The sequence below is a fragment of the Gammaproteobacteria bacterium genome (genome assembly GCA_011375345.1).
In the GTDB taxonomy this organism is placed as follows: domain Bacteria; phylum Pseudomonadota; class Gammaproteobacteria; order DRLM01; family DRLM01; genus DRLM01.
This window is the reverse complement of the sequence record DRLM01000071.1, coordinates 20,139-36,316: the sequence shown is the minus strand read 5'-3', so window position 1 is coordinate 36,316 and position 16,178 is coordinate 20,139. Positions and strand designations below refer to the sequence as shown.

Genomic DNA, 16,178 nt, shown 5'->3' with positions numbered 1-16,178 from the left:
TGAAGGCCTATATGTACAACTGTCAGGACCCGGCCAACGCGCATTTCACCCATCTGGAAGACTGGTCTTTTTCCTACCGCCGCATTGACTGGGAGCATGTGGTGGCCGGCACCGCCGGCAGCGACGACTGGCGCGCGCCCAAGGTGTAGTCCGCATCCCAACCGTGCCCTGCCGCCTCAGGCAGGGCGCTTGTCACGGGGTTTGTGCTCATGGATTATGTTGTTGTCAGCGGCGATACGATACAAATCACTTTTCCCGGGCTGATTATCCCCCCCATTGCCGCGCCGCTGCCGCTGGTGGGAACGGGGATACACAAGGCCTCAGGTCAAATCGTGTGCGTGGTGGGGGATGAGTATCCCGTGGCCATTCGCAGCATGGTGCCTTATACCAAGGGCTCTTTTGTTACGCCGGGCAGCGGCAAGATCTGGTTGACACTGGCGCCGCAACACCAAACCCAAAAAACGAAATGCGGTGGCAAACCCTTGTTGCTGAAGGGCGGCACCCTGCAGGCCAAGTTCATTGCCATGACACCGGCTATGCAACCCAGCCCGGCCGGGCCGGTGCCTGACCCGGTGCCGGTGGTGAGCGGCACAGCGCAGTTTATCACCCGTAACACCAAAGTCAGAGCAGCGTGAAGGGCTGGCAAGAGGGCATGACGATGATGGACGACAGCGTAGTCACGGTACATTTGGAAACCGCCACACTCCCCCGGGAGGCCTTGGCCATCACCGAGCTGGACGGCCGCGAAGCCATATCCAGCCTGTTCGATTTCCGGCTGACCGTGCTTTATCGGGATCCCTTAGGGGTGGATGCGGAACAACTGCTGGCTCAGCCCGCCACCTTGGTATGGACACGGGGCACGGTGGAGGAGCGCCGCCTGCACGGCATGATCGCGGAGGTGGAGGACCGCTGGGACGACGACAGCGACCATGCTGCCTACCGGCTGCGCTTTGTGCCCCGGGCCTGGCGCTTGTGCCTGCATACCACCGTGGAAGTCTATCTCGACCTTGGCATCCCCGCCATCGTCTCCCGCCTGCTGGGAGAGATCGGCTTTGCGGCGGAACAGGACTTCGAGTTCCGCCTGCGGGGCAGCTATCCGGCAAAAGAGTTTTTGGTGCAATACCAGGAAAACCACCTGGATTTTATCTCCCGGCTGCTGGAGCACCACGGCATCAGTTACTACTTCGAGCATCGTGACGGCCGTGACGTCATGATCTTCGCCGATGACAACAGCAGTTTCAGCACACTGGCCGCTGACCGCGCCATTGATTATCACCCCCGTGGCACTAAAGAAGGTGTCTACCGTTTGCAGAGCTGCACCCGGGCCGTGCCCCGTCGCTATGTGGTGCGGGACTACAATTACCGTCAACCCAAAGTCTATCTGCAAGGCAGCGCCGAGGTGTGGGGCGGACAAGGTGGCGAGGTCGTGGAATACGGCGCCCACTTCCAGACGCCGGAACAGGGCCAGGCGCTTGCCCGCATTCGCGCCGAGGAGCTGTTGTGCCGCAAACAGCGCTATGGCGGTGCCAGTGCGGAACCGCGTTTGTATCCCGGTTTGATTTTTACTTTGCGCGGTCTGCCCGGTGGCGACAGAAGCCTGCTCTTGTCGGAGTTGCAGCATTCGGCGCGGCAACCGGGCTTCGGGCAGGGTGACGGCACGCGGCCCGTCTACAACAATACCTTTACCGCTCACTCTCCCGACGTGAGTTTCAGGCCCGAGCGCCGCACACCGCGTCCCCATATTGACGGCGTGCTGAATGGCGCCATTGAGGCGGACGACGATCCCCGCTACGCCAAGGTGGACGATGAGGGGCGCTACTATGTCAAATTCTTGTTTGATACAGCAGCGGCGGGGGAACTGCGCGCCTCGCACCCGATCCGCATGGCGCAACCCCATGCCGGCAACGGCTACGGTATGCATTTTCCCCTGCGGCCCGGCACCGAAGTACTGGTGGCATTCGAAAACGGCGATCCCGACCGTCCCATCATCGCCGGTACCGTGCCCAATGCGGCAACGCCCAGCCCTGTGCGGGCGGAGAACGCCACCCACAATGTTATTCGTACCGGCGGCGCCAACGAAATAGACATTGATGACAAGGAAGGCAGCGAACGCATCAAAATGTCCACACCGTTCATGGCCACCCAGTTTCAATTGGGCGCGCCCAATGCTCCCGAGACCGGCGCCATCCTGGCTACTGCGGGGGCGTCCACCGGCGTGGCCGCATTGGGCATGGGCTTCATCAGCAGCAGCATGAGCAAGATCATCGAAGGCACCCAGCTCAGTTCCGCCGGCGATATCGTCTCGGTGGCCAAGCCCAGCAGCGCTTCGAAGAAGAAGAAACTGGGTTTCGGCATAGGTGCCGTCATGCTGGTGTTGGGGGCGGCCTTGGGCGCGATGAAGGGCACCATGTCCGCCATCAGCAAAAGCAAGCAGGTGGACCTGGACAAACAAAAAGGAGAGGTTAACCAGGCCGAGGCGGCAATGCAGGCGGCCCAGTCCGATTACTTCGCCGCGCGCGACACCCTGAAAGCCTCCTGGCCCCAGGATTATGGCAGCCCGCCCGGCCTGGCAGGCAAGTCGCGCTCGGAGGTGGAACGTTTGGTGGATGAAAAAATCACGGCCATGTCGCCCCGGGCCCTGCGGCAAGCCATTGCCGACGGGGGCTACCCTGACCAGGCGGCCTACCGTCAGGCGCTGATTGGGCGCTACCTGTACCACGGGCGCCTCCAGGCCGTGGACCAGGCCTGCAAAGATTTTGAAAGCGCGCGTTTTACCTTGTCGAAAAAAGAAGCCGCGGTCCTGAGTGCCCGGCAGTCGGACAAGCGCACCGAATGGTGCGATGAAGAGAAGGAATACGCCAATGAGCGGGCGCGCAATCTGCAAGACAAGGAGCGCTTCCGCCAGGAAGCGGAGAATGCCGCCAATAAAAAACAGGCGGCCCTGGAAGCCGCCCTGGATGCCTTGATGACGGCCCAGGAACATCTCGCCCAGGCAGCGGACCTGAAAGGCAAGGTCATCAATCTGCGGGTCAAAGACCGGGCCTTGTACAGCGAAAAGAAAGACCTGGTGGAGGTGCAGGACAAATACGATGAGACCGCCTATGAGTTTTCGGAAAAAGGCGGGGCGGGACAAGTCGCCAGTGTCGCCAATTCCGCCCTGACCGGCGCGGGGGCCCTGGTCACACTCGTCAGCGGTGCCTATTTGCTGTACAAAAAAGTGTTGAAGAAAAAGGAAGAACTTGAATCCGAGTATCACTGGCTCACGGGCGTCAAGACCTATGGCCTGTACGTCAAGCCGCGGCTGATGCCCACTCCCAATGACAACCCCCTGGGAAAACCAGCGGAAACTTTCCCATTCTGGCAGCGCAAAACGGCCACCAAGACGCGCCGCTTCGTACCCAAGAAACTGGGTGGTTCGAAGACGGTGGGAAAGCACAGCACGGGCCACACCCTGGGGTCGGTGGGTAACCTCAATATGTATGGCGACGAAAAAGTGTTTGTTCGCGGCGAGACGGTGTTCATCTACGGCTGCGAAAAACTCGGTGACGGGACCTTGCTGCCGAAGAAAGGCAAAGTCACCGTGATGGCTGAGGATGAGACGACGATACTCGCGAAAAACAGGGCCGAACTCAAGGGTGTCAAACAAACCCTGCTGTCCGGCGAAGAAATTGATCTTGAGTCCGAAAAAGGGATGAAGCTGGCCTCCAAGGAAGACGCCATCACCGCAAAAGCCAAGCGGGCCGTGTCACTGATGTCCACCGATGACAGGCTTGAGGTCAAAGCAAAACAGACCGTCAGCCTGAGTTCGGCAGATGCGGACATCACAGCCGCGGCGCCCAAGGGAGGTATTTCCGGCAGCGCCAAGACCGTGGAACTCAAGGGTGATGACAGCGTGACCATCAAGCAGGGCAATCTCCAGATCCTGCTGAAAAACGAGAAACTCACCATCATCGGCAGCAAGGACATGAAAATCAGCACCGCCGGCAAGCTCACCCTGGAAGGTGGTGCAGGCGTCCAGATTGACGGCAATACCAATGTCAAAATCAACGCCGCCCAGGTGGAACTGGGCTGAACCGCACATATCCCCGTGTTGCCACCAGCAGGTTCCAGACGCTATATTCATTTGCATTTACTGATGTGGCAACAGAAAGGGTGGCGATGAGCGAGGTGAAAGACATCGATTTGCAGCAGATGGGGGCGCTGCGCAATGCCTCGCAGAAAATCTCCCAGGTGCTGGAAAAGAAGCTCAACGCCTACCTCACCACGCTCACGCCCTTGTTCGCCCCCCGCAAAGTGCTGGGCGAATTCATGGAGAGCGCCTTCAAAGAGAAAGTGCCCGGCGCGGACAAAAACTTCGCCGAACTGGACGCACGTTTCAAGTCGCTCAGCCGGGAAGCCTTTCAAACGCCGATGAAGCTCAGCACACCGGTCAGGAACATCAAAAACCAACTGGAAATCTGTCCCTGGGAATATGCCCATGCCCTGGGCAGCGGGGAGACGATCACGCTGAAATGCCCGGTGAAATGGGTGCTGGCCTACCATGGCGCGCCGGGACTGTCCCGCTTGCTCAAAGCCAGGCGGGACGGGGAAAGTCTGCCGGCGGAAGAGTTGAAAACCCTGCTGGTGCAGAACCTGACTTTGGCCAAATTATTGGACCTGTCTCCCGGCATCCAGCGCTTGATGGCGGATTTGCGTTTTCCTCTTTCCCTGGAAACCTCGGCAGTGGCCGGGGATTTGCCCTTTGTTGTCATCTCCTCCCCGGTGCCCACCTTCCGGCCCCAGGACGAACTGATCCAGACCGTGGTGCAGCTGTCGGGTCTGCCCTTGTTTGAGGAACTGGTGGATGTGGAGGGTTTGCAGGGGCTGGAAGACCCCTTGCAGCAGGAACTGATCACCGCTGCGGCGTGACCGCGCTGTTATCGGCTTTGCTGCAAAGCCGAGCGCAGCTGTTGCAGTTCTTTTAAAAGTCTGCCGGCCCGCTCATCACCGATTTCCGCCAGGGCTTGTTGCTGCTGCAGGCGGCGGTTCAAAGCCGCCTCAAATTCATTGTACGCCGCCGTGCTTTGCCATGCCCGGCGCTGCCCGGCGCTCAGCGAGCGCCACTTTTCCTTCAACGCCGCCAAGCGGGCAGCGGTCCACCATTCGGGGTTTTGCACAAAGCCGTCAAATGGATTGCCGGCACCCTCTGATGGCGGTGGCGCAGTCGTAGCCGTAGCCGGTGACTGCGGTGTGTCCCACCGTGTTTTTTTCCCGCCCAGCAGCATGAATGCCACAATGGCAGCGGCGAGAAGCAGGGCAGCGGCAATGCCCATCATGGCGGGGCGCGTCGAAGTGGCGCCAGTGGGGACAATATGTGGCGCAGCGCGCCGTTGCCGCGGCTGAGTGGGGGGGGAGAAGGCCTGTTCTTTGCAGGCCTCGGTGATGCCATCTATGAGTTCCCGCCGTCGCTGACGATACCCATTGCGCTCGATCAGTCCGTCGGCATAGGCCCTGGCCAGAGATCGCAGTTCGTCGTTCATCAGCTCTACGAGGCCGGTTTCAGTTCCCGCACCAGACGGAAACCGGTGACATCATCCGCCTTGCCGCTGTGATTGCGGCGCAAGGACACAGCACACTGCGCCAGGGGGTCGCGATAGGAACCGCCGCGCACTTCCACGGCCTGGCCCGCAAGCACCCATTCCTGGGCATTGCCTACATAGTTCATCAGGCCCCAGCCATTGTGTTTGCCGGAGCGCACGCTGAGCAGAGCGTTGCCTTTGAGCAGGCGGCTGCCGAGACTGACCCGGCAGTTGAAATCTTTCTCCGGCTGTTTTCCCCCTGCCTCTGCCGCGTAGCGCCATTCTTCGCCGCGGGGCAGGCGGTAGCGGTAACCCGTTGCCTCGCTCAGCCAGCGGGCGTAGTCGCGGGCCTGGGCCAGGGTGATGCCGGTGACGGGCAGATCCTTGGCACGGTCACGGAGCCCGGGGCAGCGCCCGCTGGCCTGGCAGTAGGCATTGAAGTCGGCCACCGACACTTCGTATTTGCCGATGGCGAAGGGCCGGCTGAACCCGCCGCCGGCAGGGATGACCACCATCACCGGCCCGCGCCGGCCGTCGCCAAGGTTGTCGCGGCAGGTGGCGCGGGCCAGGCGGCCGTGACCGGCGAACCTGGCCTGGCAGGGGTCCGGCGCCGCGGCTTCGGGCAGGCTGAGATTTTTGAGGACGGCCTCCCCGGGGAAGCTCTGCCGGGCCTGGGCCAGCAGGGCGTGGGCGGCGGTCAGATCGTGTGTGGCGGCCGTCTCCACCCGTTGGGCCGCGATGCGGGCGAGTTCCTCCCGCAGGGCATTGCGGTGCCGGGGGGGCAGGGCCTGGAGGCGGCGTTCGATTTCGCCGGCATCCAGGGCGGCGGCCCCGGCCACATGGGATTTCAGCCACTGTTCATGGACGGCGCTCTGGGCCGCCGCCAGGGTCTCTTGCAAGGCGGGGGCGTCGGGGATGTAGGTCCGGGCGCTCTCCAGCAGTTTGAGCGCCGAGTCCGGCGCGCTTTGGGCGAGGAGGTCCTGACCCAGGCGCAAGTAGGCCTGCCCCAGGGCCTGGGGCGCGGTCTCGGTGAGGAAGGGATCGCTAAGGGGCAGCTGCCGGTGCAGCTTGTCCAAGGTGCGTTTGGCACCCGTGACATCGTTGGCCTTGGCCTGGGTCAGCAAGGTTTGCTTCAGCCCTTCGAGGCGGGCCAGGCGGGCTTTTTCCCGGGCTTGTTGCTCGAAAGCGGCTTGTTCGCCTTTGATCTCAGCCAACAGGCTTTGGGCGGCGGCGACGTCGCCCTGGAAGCGGGCGATGCGCTCGGCGGTGGCGCGGGCTTCGGAAAAGCGGCTGGCCGCGAGCATGTCTTTGGCCCGCTGCATATGGGCCTGGCTGAGGGCCGCGCGACCGGCGCGGACCCGCTGGTCATCCCGCCCGTAGGCCTGTTCCAGAGCCTTAAGATGCCCGATGGCTTCCTGGCTCCAGCCGCGCCCGGCAAAGGGCCGGGCCAGCAGGGTCTGGAGGCGTTGTTCGTGTTCCTCCGGCCCCAACGCCGCCGCGGTGGTGTCGGTCTTCCCTCCCACTTCCCGGGCCTGGGCCACGAGGTCTTGCAGGTTGATCAATTGGGGATGGGCGGGAAACAGAGACAAGCCCGCCGCCAGCAGGGCCTGCGCCTGGGCCAGCCGATTCTGCCGGCGGGCGCGCTCGGCGGCCTCCTGGTAGGCCAGGGGCAGGCGCGCGTCTGTGAGCAGGGGATGATCGGGGTCGATCTGGCGGACGGTTTGCAGCACGTCGAAGACGTCCTCGCCCGCGGGATCATCCAGCAGCCGGCCCTGCTCCAGGGCGCTGTTGAATGCGGTGGTGAGTTCGTTCAGCAGGCGGTTTTTGCGTTCCTCCACCCGGCTTGTGATTTGTGCCAGGGTGGCAGAGTCGGGATACAAGCGGCGCGCCTCAGCCAGGAGCTGCACCGCGGCGGGGAAATCGTAATGCCCCTGGGCGGTGTTGATCCGGGCTTCGGCCTGGCGCCGGTATTGCTCGATGAGCGGATCCTTGACCTGATTGAGCAGGACGCTGCGTCGCACCGGTGGCAGGGACTGGATTTCGGCCACCAGGGTCCGCACTGCGCCCAGGTCGGGGGCCTCGTCCAGGGAGGCCAGCAAGGCGTCGATCCGGCGCTGTTCCAGAAAATCCCGCCCCGGCCCGTAGGCGACCACGGCAGCGACGATAAGCACCAGCAAGGCCAGGGTCAGGGCGCCGCCGCGGCGGTGTTTGCCTTCCCGCAGTCCGGCCGCCAGTTCCGCTGCGCTGCCCAGGCGCTGCTCGCGATGGAAGGCCAGCCCCTGGCGCAGCACCCGCTGCTGGCGGCGCGACAGACCCGGCACGGGAGGCGGTTTGAGGCGCCGCTGGCAGGCCTGGTCGGCGGGCAGCTTGTTATAGGGATGGCGCCCGGTGAGCAGTTCACAGGCGATGCAGGCCAGGGCATAGATATCGTCACGGACATCCGGCTCCTGGCCCTCCAGCATCTCACAGCTGGCGTAGGCAGGGGTGAGGCCGCCCAGGCTGCCGGCGTCAAACAGGGTGTGTTCGCCGTCCTGCTCGCCGCCGTGGGTGATGGCGCGGGCGATGCCGAAATCAAAGACTTTCACCTGCCCGCTGTCGGTGACGAAGACATTGCCCGGTTTCAGGTCGGAATGGATGACCCCGTGCTGGTGGGCGTGGCTGAGGGCATTGGCGATGCCGTCGATGATGGGCAGGGCGCGTTCCCGCTCCAGGGGGCGGGGGTAGCGCTCTTTGAGAACGCGGTCCAGGGACTGGCCTTGCAGGTACTCCATGGTCATGAAGACCGTGTCGCCGTCGCGGTCGAAATCGAACACGTTGACGATGTTTGGATGGGCCAGATTCTGGGCCTTGCGCGCCTCGCGCTGCAGGGCGATGAGGGATTGGGGGTGCTGTTTGAAACTATCGTTCAGGATCTTGATGGCGACGAAGGGGTTGCGGTCCTGGGCTTCTTCCTTGCGCAGGTCGCGGGCCCGGAACACGATGCCCATACCGCCGCGGCCCACCACCTCTTCCAGCACGAAGCGGCCTTTGAGACGGGTGCCGGGGCCGAGCGGGCTGCCGGCGCCGGTCCGGCCCGGGGCGGCGACCACGCGGGTGGCGCCGTCCTCAGCAGCGGGAGAAGATGAAACCAAACGGGTGGCTTCTTCTGCGGGAGCCGCCGCCATCCGGGTGGTGTCAGGGGCTGGAGCGGTGAGGCGGGTGCCGTCGTCGTCCGCAGCGATCCGGGTCGCTTCCGTGAGAGCGCGGATGCGTCGGGCCAGGGCCTCGCTCAAAGGCTCCGGCAAGGTGGCTTCCCGCCGCGCCTGTTCCAAGGCGGCCAGAGCCTCGGCCGCGGTATGGGGCGCCTTGGTCACGGCCTGGTCCAGGCGCGCGCCCAGTTCCTCCGGCGAGAGTTCGCCCTGGTGATAGGCCTGGAGCAACGCCGGGTAGTTCATGCCGCCCCGGTTTCCGCCTGAGCCTGCACCACCACGGCGGTGATGTTGTCCCGCCCGCCCCGCGCCAGGGCCGCCTGGACACAGGCCGCGGCAGCTTGCGCGGGCGGCTGGGCCAGCAGGGTGGGCAGCTCGGTCTCGCCCACCTCGCGGTACAGGCCGTCGGAGCACAGCAGGAAGATGTCGCCGGGCTGCACCTGGAAGACATCCACATCGAGACAGAGCCGGTCCGCCGCCCCCACGGCCCGGGTGATGACATTGGCGGCGGGGTGGGCGGCGGCGTCTTCTTCCAGAATCATGCCTTGTTTGACGAGGTCTTGAACTTGGCTGTGGTCTTCGCTGAGCTGCGCCAGCTGTCCATGGCGCAGGCGGTAGAGGCGGCTGTCGCCGGCCCACAGGATGGCGCCGCAGCGGTCCCGGAGCAGCAGCGCCACCACTGTGCTGCCGCAGGTGCGGGGTGGCTCCTGGGCCGCGGCCCGGTAGCGCAGGGACGTGTTGGCCTGTTCCAGCATGTCGTCCACGGCGTCCACCGCCTCACTGAGGGCCTCGCGCCGGGGAATCTGTCCCAGGGCATGGACGATGGCCTGGCTGGCCACGTCCCCGGCGTGATGACCGCCCATGCCGTCGGCCACCGCCCACAGGCCGGCTTCGTCGCGGCATAGGAAGGCGTCTTCATTCACTTGCCGCACTTTGCCCACATGGCTGCGTCCGGCGCTATGAAAGACCGGCGGTCTCATCCGTTTTCCCCCGGGGCCAGCAAGGGCGTATGGGGCGGGTGGGGCGTCCAGCCCCAGCGCGCCCAGGCGCCGTCCAGCAAGGCGCAAAACGCCGCCGCCGGGGGCAGGGCACGGCTGAAGAGCAGGGCGGGTTTGACCTGGGGTGAGCCCTCGGTCCACCACAGGCTGTAGGACGTTTCTCTGCCGGCGAGGAGATAGGCCAGCAATTCCGGATAGGCATTTTGAACGGCGCCGGCAGTGTCGATGAGTTCGATCTGGAGCCGGTCTGTGGCCACGGCGCGGGCTTCTTCCACACCGTGCTGGGGCAGCATGCCCAGATCCCGGATCTGCTGGAGAAAATGCTCCCACGGCAGTTGTTCTTCCAAGGCCGCCAGGCACAAGGCCTCGGCCCGGCCCAGCCAGGCGTCGAACTCCAGGAGGGCACGGGGAGGCAGGCAGCCGCTCGGCAGGGGCGCGGCCAGGGTCAGCGGAAAGTGGCGGCCGACCTTGTCCACGCTGGGCATGAGCAACCCCAGCCAGGCTCGTTGATCCAGCGTGCCTTTGGCCAGAGAAAAACGCCACACCGGGGCGATGAGATAAGGCTCCAGCCAGGCCTCTCCGAGCTGCTGCCGGGCGGTCGCCAGCCCATCTTGCAACCAGTGGTCCCAGGGCGTGGTGAAACTCTTGGGCAGTTCCCGGTAGATGAAATCGCCCCGGTAGGGCAGCTTGCCGAACAGTCCCGGGCCACTCATGGGGGCGTCAGAGCCGCTCCGGGGCGCGGAACTGCGCCAGGGCCTGGAGATGGCGGAAGGGGTTGTCCACGCTCTCGGCCTGAAGCTCGTAGCGGGCCTGATAGCCTTCCAGGAAAAAGGTGACCTGAAAGCGGTCCCGGGCCAGAGCGCGCACATCGGTGCCGTTCAGCACCCGGAACCAGGCCCAGGGGCCTTCCACGGTGCGGGCGTAGTGCTTGCCGCGGGTGGTCTCCAGACTCAGCCGCACCAAGCCGTTTTCCGGGCCGGGCCACTGCAAGGTCTGTTGGCGGATGGGACCATGGCGGTAGCTCAGATGCTGGCCGTCCAGCTCCAGGTCAAAGCGGCTGACCTTGCCGTCGAGATCGATGGGCTTCATGTGAAAGACCACCAGAGGCTGCTCACCGCCGGCGCCGAAAAAGAGGGATTGGATCTGGCGGGCGCGGCGGAACTGCATCAGGGCGGTTTTGCTGAACCGCAGGCCCTGGCCCTCCAGGGTGCGGGTGGTCCAGCGGCGGGCGGTGGTGTCGACAAACGGTGCCAGATGGGCCTGGAAAAAGCTGTCCAGGGTGCCGCCGGGGGCGAAGAAACGGCCGAAGTCCGCCAGACGGAGGTCATCTTTGCTCTCGGCATAGAGGGGGTAGCGGCCCTTGAGGGCGGCGCGGTATTCCTGCAGCACGGTGCTTTTCCAGGCGCCGTTGAGGTATTGCCGGGCGCTGGCCAGGGTTACGCTCCAGGTATTTCGCGCCACCTCGCGCATCCAGGTTCTGAGTGGTTCGGGCAGGCGCGCGGCGGCGCGGCGGAAGCGGCCCAGCACATCGCGGCTGCCGTTTTTAAAGCGCGCCTTGGTGGCGCTGAGGGCGGCGCCGCCATCCGGGGCGGTGGCGATGTCGCTGAGGTAGCCGTGCACGTCGGCCAGCTGTCCGATGAGCTGTTCCAGGGCGCCGTTGCCGTCCTCGCCCAGGAGGCGGTTCAAACCGCGGAAATGCTCCGCCACCGGCGTGCCGGGGCCGTCCAGTTGCTTGGCCAGGCCGGCTTTCTTGGCCTTTTGCACCGCCTGGGCCAGGCGCTGCGCTGCGGGATTGTCCAAAGCGGCGCCGAGGGCGCTCTCAGCGGCGGGCGGCGGGCGGTTGAGGTCGGTGTTTTCGGCCACGGTTTGCAACAGGCCGCGTAAGGGTGAGTCGGGGCCGGACAGTGCCGCCAACACCTCGGCGCCGTGAGCCGTGTCAGAGAAGCGCTTAATTTTCAGGTTGTTGAGCACACCTTCCCAGGTTTTGATGTAATCGTCCAGATAGCGTTTTTTCACCGCGGCGGCGAGGGCGGCGGCATCCGTGCCATTGCCGGCTGCGCTGTCGCTGCCCCAGACCCAGTTGTCTTCAGCAAATTCCGAGGCCAGCTGCAGGCTGTCTTTGAGATAGAGCTGATAGAAACCTGCGTAGGTGAACAGAGCCGGGACGGTGCCGCTGCCGGCTTGGAAGGCGAACACCTGGCGGCCCGCGGGGCCCAGGGTACGGCTGAGGTCGATAGCCAGGTCGCGGCGGGACAGGCTGGCTTGCTTCAAACGGGCATACACCCGCTCTGCCAGGGGAACCTGGTTGAGCTGGCGCCGGGCCTCAGCCACCAGCGCCTCATCCATGGGCTGGGCCGGTATTCCCGCCGCCAGCAGGGCCTCCAGGTGGGCCTTGAGCCGGTCCCGGGTGGTGGGGTCGGCGGCGTAGCGCTCGCTCCAGTCCAGTTCCATCCAGACTTTGAAGAGCTCCGGATCCAGCCGTTCCGGCTGGCCCAGCATCAGGTACATTTTCAACGCGCCCTGCTGCACATTGAAGTTGCCCGCGGCGTGGCGGATCTGCTCCGCCAGGCGGGTGCGGAGGCGGGGGAGAAATTCCCCTTGCAGCGCCCGCCGGTAGGCCGCCCGGGCGGCCGGAACCACGGCGCCGCTTTGATCCAGACCAAAGCCGCTGAGCCAGGGCAGGCTGCCCTCATCATAGACCGCGGCGGCGGCCTGCAAAGCGGCCAGGGCGGGCAGGAGCCGTTCGAGGCCGGCGTCGGGGGTGAGGGCGGCGCGCAGGCGCTGATAGTCGTCGAGCTGGGCGGTCACCGCCTGGAGACGTTGCTGATTTTGGGTGTAGGCGGTGGTCCACGCGGTGGCCGCGGCAAAGGTGACGCCCACGGCCCCGGCATAGGCGCCTTTTTGCACCCAGTCCCGCCGGGACTCCAGGCGCCGGTCAGCACCCGCGAGGCCGGCTTCGGGAAAGATCACCCGCCGGAACAGGTCGGTGAGAAAATAGCTGCGCCCCCGGCCGCTGAAGTGGGGCACCTCGCTGCGGTCCAGCCCGAAGGTGGTGGCTAGCTGGCCCATGATGCGGTCTATGGGGGTGCCTTCCTGGGTGCCGCTGGTGAAGTACACGCCCCGCAGGTAGAACGGGTCGCCGTAGCGGCTGGGGCGGAACACGGCTTCGAGGAAATCCTGACCCAGAGGTTTGAGTCCGGCCATTTGCTGGGGGAAACGCCAGATCAACCCGCGCCGGCGCAGGTCGCGCTCCTGCTGCAGGCGGGGGAGGAGGCGGGCGTGCAGGCGTTCCCGCAAGGCGTCGAATTCGGGGCCGAAGCGGGCCACTTCGTTTTGGGGCCTGGCGCCGGTCTGGGTGGGAAACGTCATGCCCCAGACCTGGTCCCGCTCCTCGGCGCTGAGGTCATCGAAAAATTCGGTGAAACCCGCCACCAGATCGGTTTTGGTGAACAGCATGTACACCGGCAGGGTGACGCCCAGGCGCTGATAAAGTTCCTGGATGCGCTGCTGCACGGTGTGGGCGTGGGCGGCGCGTTCTGCTTCTGATTGCTGCAACAGGTCCGCCAGGCTGATGGCGACGATGACGCCGTTCAGGGGTCGGCGGCGGCGGTATTTTTTGAGCAAATCCAAAAACCCGCTCCAGCCGGCGCGGTCCACCTCGGTATCGCTGTCCTGGGTGGTATAGCGCCCGGCGGTGTCGATGAGCACGGCCTCGTCGGTAAACCACCAGTCGCAATCGCGGGTGCCGCCGATGCCGCGCACGGCGCCGCGGCCCAACTGGTCTGCCAGGGGGAAATTCAACCCCGAGTTGGCCAGGGCCGTGGTCTTGCCGGCCCCGGGAGGGCCGATGACGGCATACCAGGGCAGCTCGTAGAGGCGCTGTTCCCCGTAGCGGTTTTTGAGCCTGGTCTTTTTGAGCACTGCCAGGGCTTCGGTGAAACGCCGGTCCAGGGTCTGCACCTCCTCAGCGGCGGCGCTGCTGGCCGCGGCCTGGGGCTCGGGGGTGGGTGCCACTGCCGGGGCCGGGGTCGCCAAGCTTTGAATGAGCTGGTCATTTATTCTTTTTGTTTTAAGTATTTGCAGAAGATTATTGAGACCCCACAAGAGGGTCAGCACCAAGATGGTGAGAAGGCGGTTGAACTCTGCTGCCAAGGGCTTGGCTTCGCCCAGGGCCAGATAGGGGCCGCCAAACCACACCAGCGCCCCCAGTGCCACCAAACCGAGAAAGGAGATGAAAACCCGCATCAAGGTTCCCCTGTGTCCAAGGCCTGCCCCGCCGCCGGGGCGCCGATGCTGTGCAGCCGTTCCAGCAGTGGCGCGGCGGATTGGTCCAACAGGGTATTGAAAGCCAGATACACCCCCAGTACCAGCGCCCCGGTAAGGGCAGCGATGACCCACAAGGGCACCCGCCGGTCGAGGTTGTCAGGACGGGTGTCCACCCCCTGCCAGTGGGGTGAGAGGGCGCGGTCGAAGCCGCCCCGCTGCTGGCGCACCAGATTGAACACTTCTTCACACAGGGCGTCCACCTGGCTGCCGCCCCGCTCCATGACCCGGTATTTGCCCTGAAAACCCAGGGCCAGACACACCGCCATCAGTTCCAGCAAATCCAGGTTGTTGGCAGGGTCGCGCCGCACCCGCTCCAAAATGACGAAAAATTTCTCCCCGCCCCAGGTTTCCTTGTGGAAGGTGGCAAGCATGCTGTGGGCGCTCCACAGGCTTTCACTGCCCCAGGGGGTGTTGAGCACAGCTTCATCCAACGCTGTGCACAAGGCGTAGCGACCGGCCAGGATGGCTTCTGCTCTGGCACCGCGCTGGCGGGCGGCGTTTTCGAATGCCTGGATTTCGCGCACCACTTCAGCATGTAACTGTTGCACATCGGGGTGGCTGCTTTGCTGGCGCAACTCGGTCATGAGGGCCAGCAGCCGGGCAGCGGCATCCAGCAAGGGGTTGGCACCGGCGGGGGCGGTGGCGGAATGAGGTGACGGGGGTGCCGTGGCGGCAAACGCCCGCCGCCCTCCCGGAGTGGGCCGGAGCAGGGTCTGGTCCGAACCGCCCGGCCCGGGTCGCATGACGGTGTGGTCACTGTCCTGGGGTGTCATCCTTTAATGGCCCAAAATTCCAGTTCCAGACCGGGAAAGTCGCCACCGATGTGGAAAGCAAAGCCGCCGGACTGGGTCATCTGGCGCCAGTATTCGCTGGCCCGGTCCAGTTCAAAATAAGTAAAGCCGGCGTGATAGGGGATTTGCCGCGGCGCCACCGGCAGGGGCTTGAGGCCGATGCCGGGCAGTTGCAGGTTGACCAAATCGCGGATTTTCTCCACCGGGCCGATTTTGACCTGAGGGGGGAAGCGGTTGCGGAGCTCCTCGCTGGCCAGCTGGGCGTTCACCGCCAGCACGAAATAGGCATTGCCCACCAGGCTGTGATCGGCCAGGGGCGCCACCCGGATGCCGTAACGGCGTTCTTCCAGGGGCAGGGGCACGGCAGTTTGTTCCAGCACCCGGCTCAAGGTGCCGCGCAGCTGCACCATCAACGGTGAAAACGTGGCGCGCAGATCGTCGTGACGGTAGGGGGTGAACTCGCCGGGACGGCGGTTTTCGCTGAAGGTGGCCAGCTCGCCGGCCATCTGCAGGCAGAGCCGGTAGCAGGCCTCGGGGTGGATAGGTGCGCCGTCGGCAAGATAGGCGAGCAGGGGCTGGTAGCGGTTCACCGCCTGCAGAAACATGAAATCGGCCACTTCCGCGCTGCCGCCACGGCCGGCGCCGGATACCCTGGCCGCCAGGGCTTCCGCCCGCTGGCCCAGCATGCCCGCCAGTTCTTTGATGAAGGCCGCCAGTTTCGGTGCGGCGTGGGCATTGAGCAGCGGGGGCAGGTGGTCCTGATCCAGCACCACTTGCCGGTCGGCGCGGCATTCCACGATGCGGGCCAGGGGCAGGCAGGTGTAGGCGCCGCGTTCTTCGCCCTCCAGCAGCAGGCGCAGGCGCAACCGGCCCAGTTGCATGCGGGCCGTGTCGTCACTGTCAGCGTGGTAGTCCCGGACCTCGTGTTCGTGGGGGTAGTAGCGGCTCAGGCTGGCGGGGTCGCCGGCGGTATCCACCTCCGCGGTGCCCCCGCGCTTCAAGGGGAGGGCGAGGTAGACGGTGGTGTCGCTCACTTCCGTGTTCACATCCAACGGCAATGGGGCTTCGTCGTCTGCCGGGATGTTCACAGGCGTGCCGTCGGGCAGCCGTCCCCGCAGCCGGCTCAGAGCGAACTTGCCCAGCGCCAGTTGGGCCTCGTCAATCTCCAGTTCCACGATGCCCCAATCGGCAGGGGCGAGACCGTGGCAACGCTGTTCGATCAGATTCTCGAAATAGCGCTCTTGTTGTTGAAAATGTTGGGGTTTTAGAAAGAGCCCCTCGGACCATACGACTTTTCCGTATTCCGCCATGGCGCGT

Annotated in this window: 11 protein-coding genes; 4 read left to right on the top strand and 7 right to left on the bottom strand. The window is 64.9% G+C overall.

All coding sequences use genetic code 11. The annotated features are described in order from the left end of the window. The 4 genes from ENJ19_05260 to ENJ19_05245 all read left to right on the top strand — a co-directional run. Positions 1-149: type VI secretion system tube protein Hcp (locus tag ENJ19_05260; protein ID HHM05137.1), on the top strand; the 149-nt coding region annotated here is incomplete at its 5' end. Positions 150-209: 60 nt separating this feature from the next. Then, a complete protein-coding gene (locus tag ENJ19_05255; GenBank protein ID HHM05136.1) occupies positions 210-635 on the top strand; it encodes a hypothetical protein in 426 nt (141 codons plus the stop codon). Next, positions 632-4,072: a type VI secretion system tip protein VgrG gene (tssI, locus tag ENJ19_05250; protein ID HHM05135.1), complete on the top strand. Its 3,441-nt coding sequence runs from the start codon at positions 632-634 to the stop codon at positions 4,070-4,072. Before ENJ19_05255 ends, tssI begins: the two co-directional genes overlap by 4 nt. Before the next feature lie 86 nt (positions 4,073-4,158). After that, a complete protein-coding gene (locus ENJ19_05245; protein ID HHM05134.1) occupies positions 4,159-4,908 on the top strand; it encodes a hypothetical protein in 750 nt (249 codons plus the stop codon). Positions 4,909-4,916: 8 nt separating this feature from the next. Here the strand turns inward: ENJ19_05245 and ENJ19_05240 are convergent, their stop codons facing one another. Genes ENJ19_05240 through tssK form a run of 7 tightly spaced genes read right to left on the bottom strand, consistent with a single transcriptional unit; the run spans position 4,917 to position 16,171 of the window. After that, the gene (locus ENJ19_05240; GenBank protein ID HHM05133.1) at positions 4,917-5,519 is read right to left on the bottom strand and encodes a hypothetical protein; all 603 of its coding nucleotides are present in this window, start codon (positions 5,517-5,519) and stop codon (positions 4,917-4,919) included. 5 nt (positions 5,520-5,524) lie between these two features. After that, entirely contained in the window at positions 5,525-8,992 is a 3,468-nt protein-coding gene (locus ENJ19_05235) for a hypothetical protein (GenBank protein HHM05132.1), read from the bottom strand. Further along, on the bottom strand, positions 8,989-9,726 hold the full coding sequence (locus ENJ19_05230; protein ID HHM05131.1) for a serine/threonine-protein phosphatase: 738 nt from the start codon (positions 9,724-9,726) through the stop codon (positions 8,989-8,991). The genes ENJ19_05235 and ENJ19_05230 overlap by 4 nt, the downstream gene beginning before the upstream one ends. Further along, positions 9,723-10,457 carry a type VI secretion system-associated protein TagF gene (gene tagF / locus ENJ19_05225; GenBank protein HHM05130.1) on the bottom strand — a complete coding sequence of 245 codons (735 nt, stop codon included), beginning with the start codon at positions 10,455-10,457 and terminating at the stop codon, positions 9,723-9,725. The genes ENJ19_05230 and tagF overlap by 4 nt, the downstream gene beginning before the upstream one ends. 7 nt (positions 10,458-10,464) lie before the next feature. Next, positions 10,465-13,989, bottom strand: coding sequence for a type VI secretion system membrane subunit TssM (tssM, locus tag ENJ19_05220; GenBank protein HHM05129.1), 3,525 nt, complete (start codon positions 13,987-13,989; stop codon positions 10,465-10,467). Next, on the bottom strand, positions 13,989-14,843 hold the full coding sequence (locus ENJ19_05215) for a DotU family type IV/VI secretion system protein (protein HHM05128.1): 855 nt from the start codon (positions 14,841-14,843) through the stop codon (positions 13,989-13,991). The genes tssM and ENJ19_05215 overlap by 1 nt, the downstream gene beginning before the upstream one ends. Further along, positions 14,840-16,171: a type VI secretion system baseplate subunit TssK gene (gene tssK, locus ENJ19_05210; protein ID HHM05127.1), complete on the bottom strand. Its 1,332-nt coding sequence runs from the start codon at positions 16,169-16,171 to the stop codon at positions 14,840-14,842. Before tssK ends, ENJ19_05215 begins: the two co-directional genes overlap by 4 nt. Positions 16,172-16,178 lie beyond the last annotated feature (7 nt).

What these genes read in the sequence shown, in the direction of transcription:
- ENJ19_05235 (HHM05132.1), bottom strand. Translation starts at nt 8,992, where the DNA reads ATGAACTACCCGGCGTTGCTCCAGGCCTATCACCAGGGCGAACTCTCG.
- tssK (HHM05127.1), bottom strand. Translation starts at nt 16,171, where the DNA reads ATGGCGGAATACGGAAAAGTCGTATGGTCCGAGGGGCTCTTTCTAAAA.
- tagF (HHM05130.1), bottom strand. Translation starts at nt 10,457, where the DNA reads ATGAGTGGCCCGGGACTGTTCGGCAAGCTGCCCTACCGGGGCGATTTC.
- ENJ19_05240 (HHM05133.1), bottom strand. Translation starts at nt 5,519, where the DNA reads ATGAACGACGAACTGCGATCTCTGGCCAGGGCCTATGCCGACGGACTG.
- tssM (HHM05129.1), bottom strand. Translation starts at nt 13,989, where the DNA reads ATGCGGGTTTTCATCTCCTTTCTCGGTTTGGTGGCACTGGGGGCGCTG.
- ENJ19_05215 (HHM05128.1), bottom strand. Translation starts at nt 14,843, where the DNA reads ATGACACCCCAGGACAGTGACCACACCGTCATGCGACCCGGGCCGGGC.
- ENJ19_05245 (HHM05134.1), top strand. Translation starts at nt 4,159, where the DNA reads ATGAGCGAGGTGAAAGACATCGATTTGCAGCAGATGGGGGCGCTGCGC.
- ENJ19_05255 (HHM05136.1), top strand. Translation starts at nt 210, where the DNA reads ATGGATTATGTTGTTGTCAGCGGCGATACGATACAAATCACTTTTCCC.
- ENJ19_05230 (HHM05131.1), bottom strand. Translation starts at nt 9,726, where the DNA reads ATGAGACCGCCGGTCTTTCATAGCGCCGGACGCAGCCATGTGGGCAAA.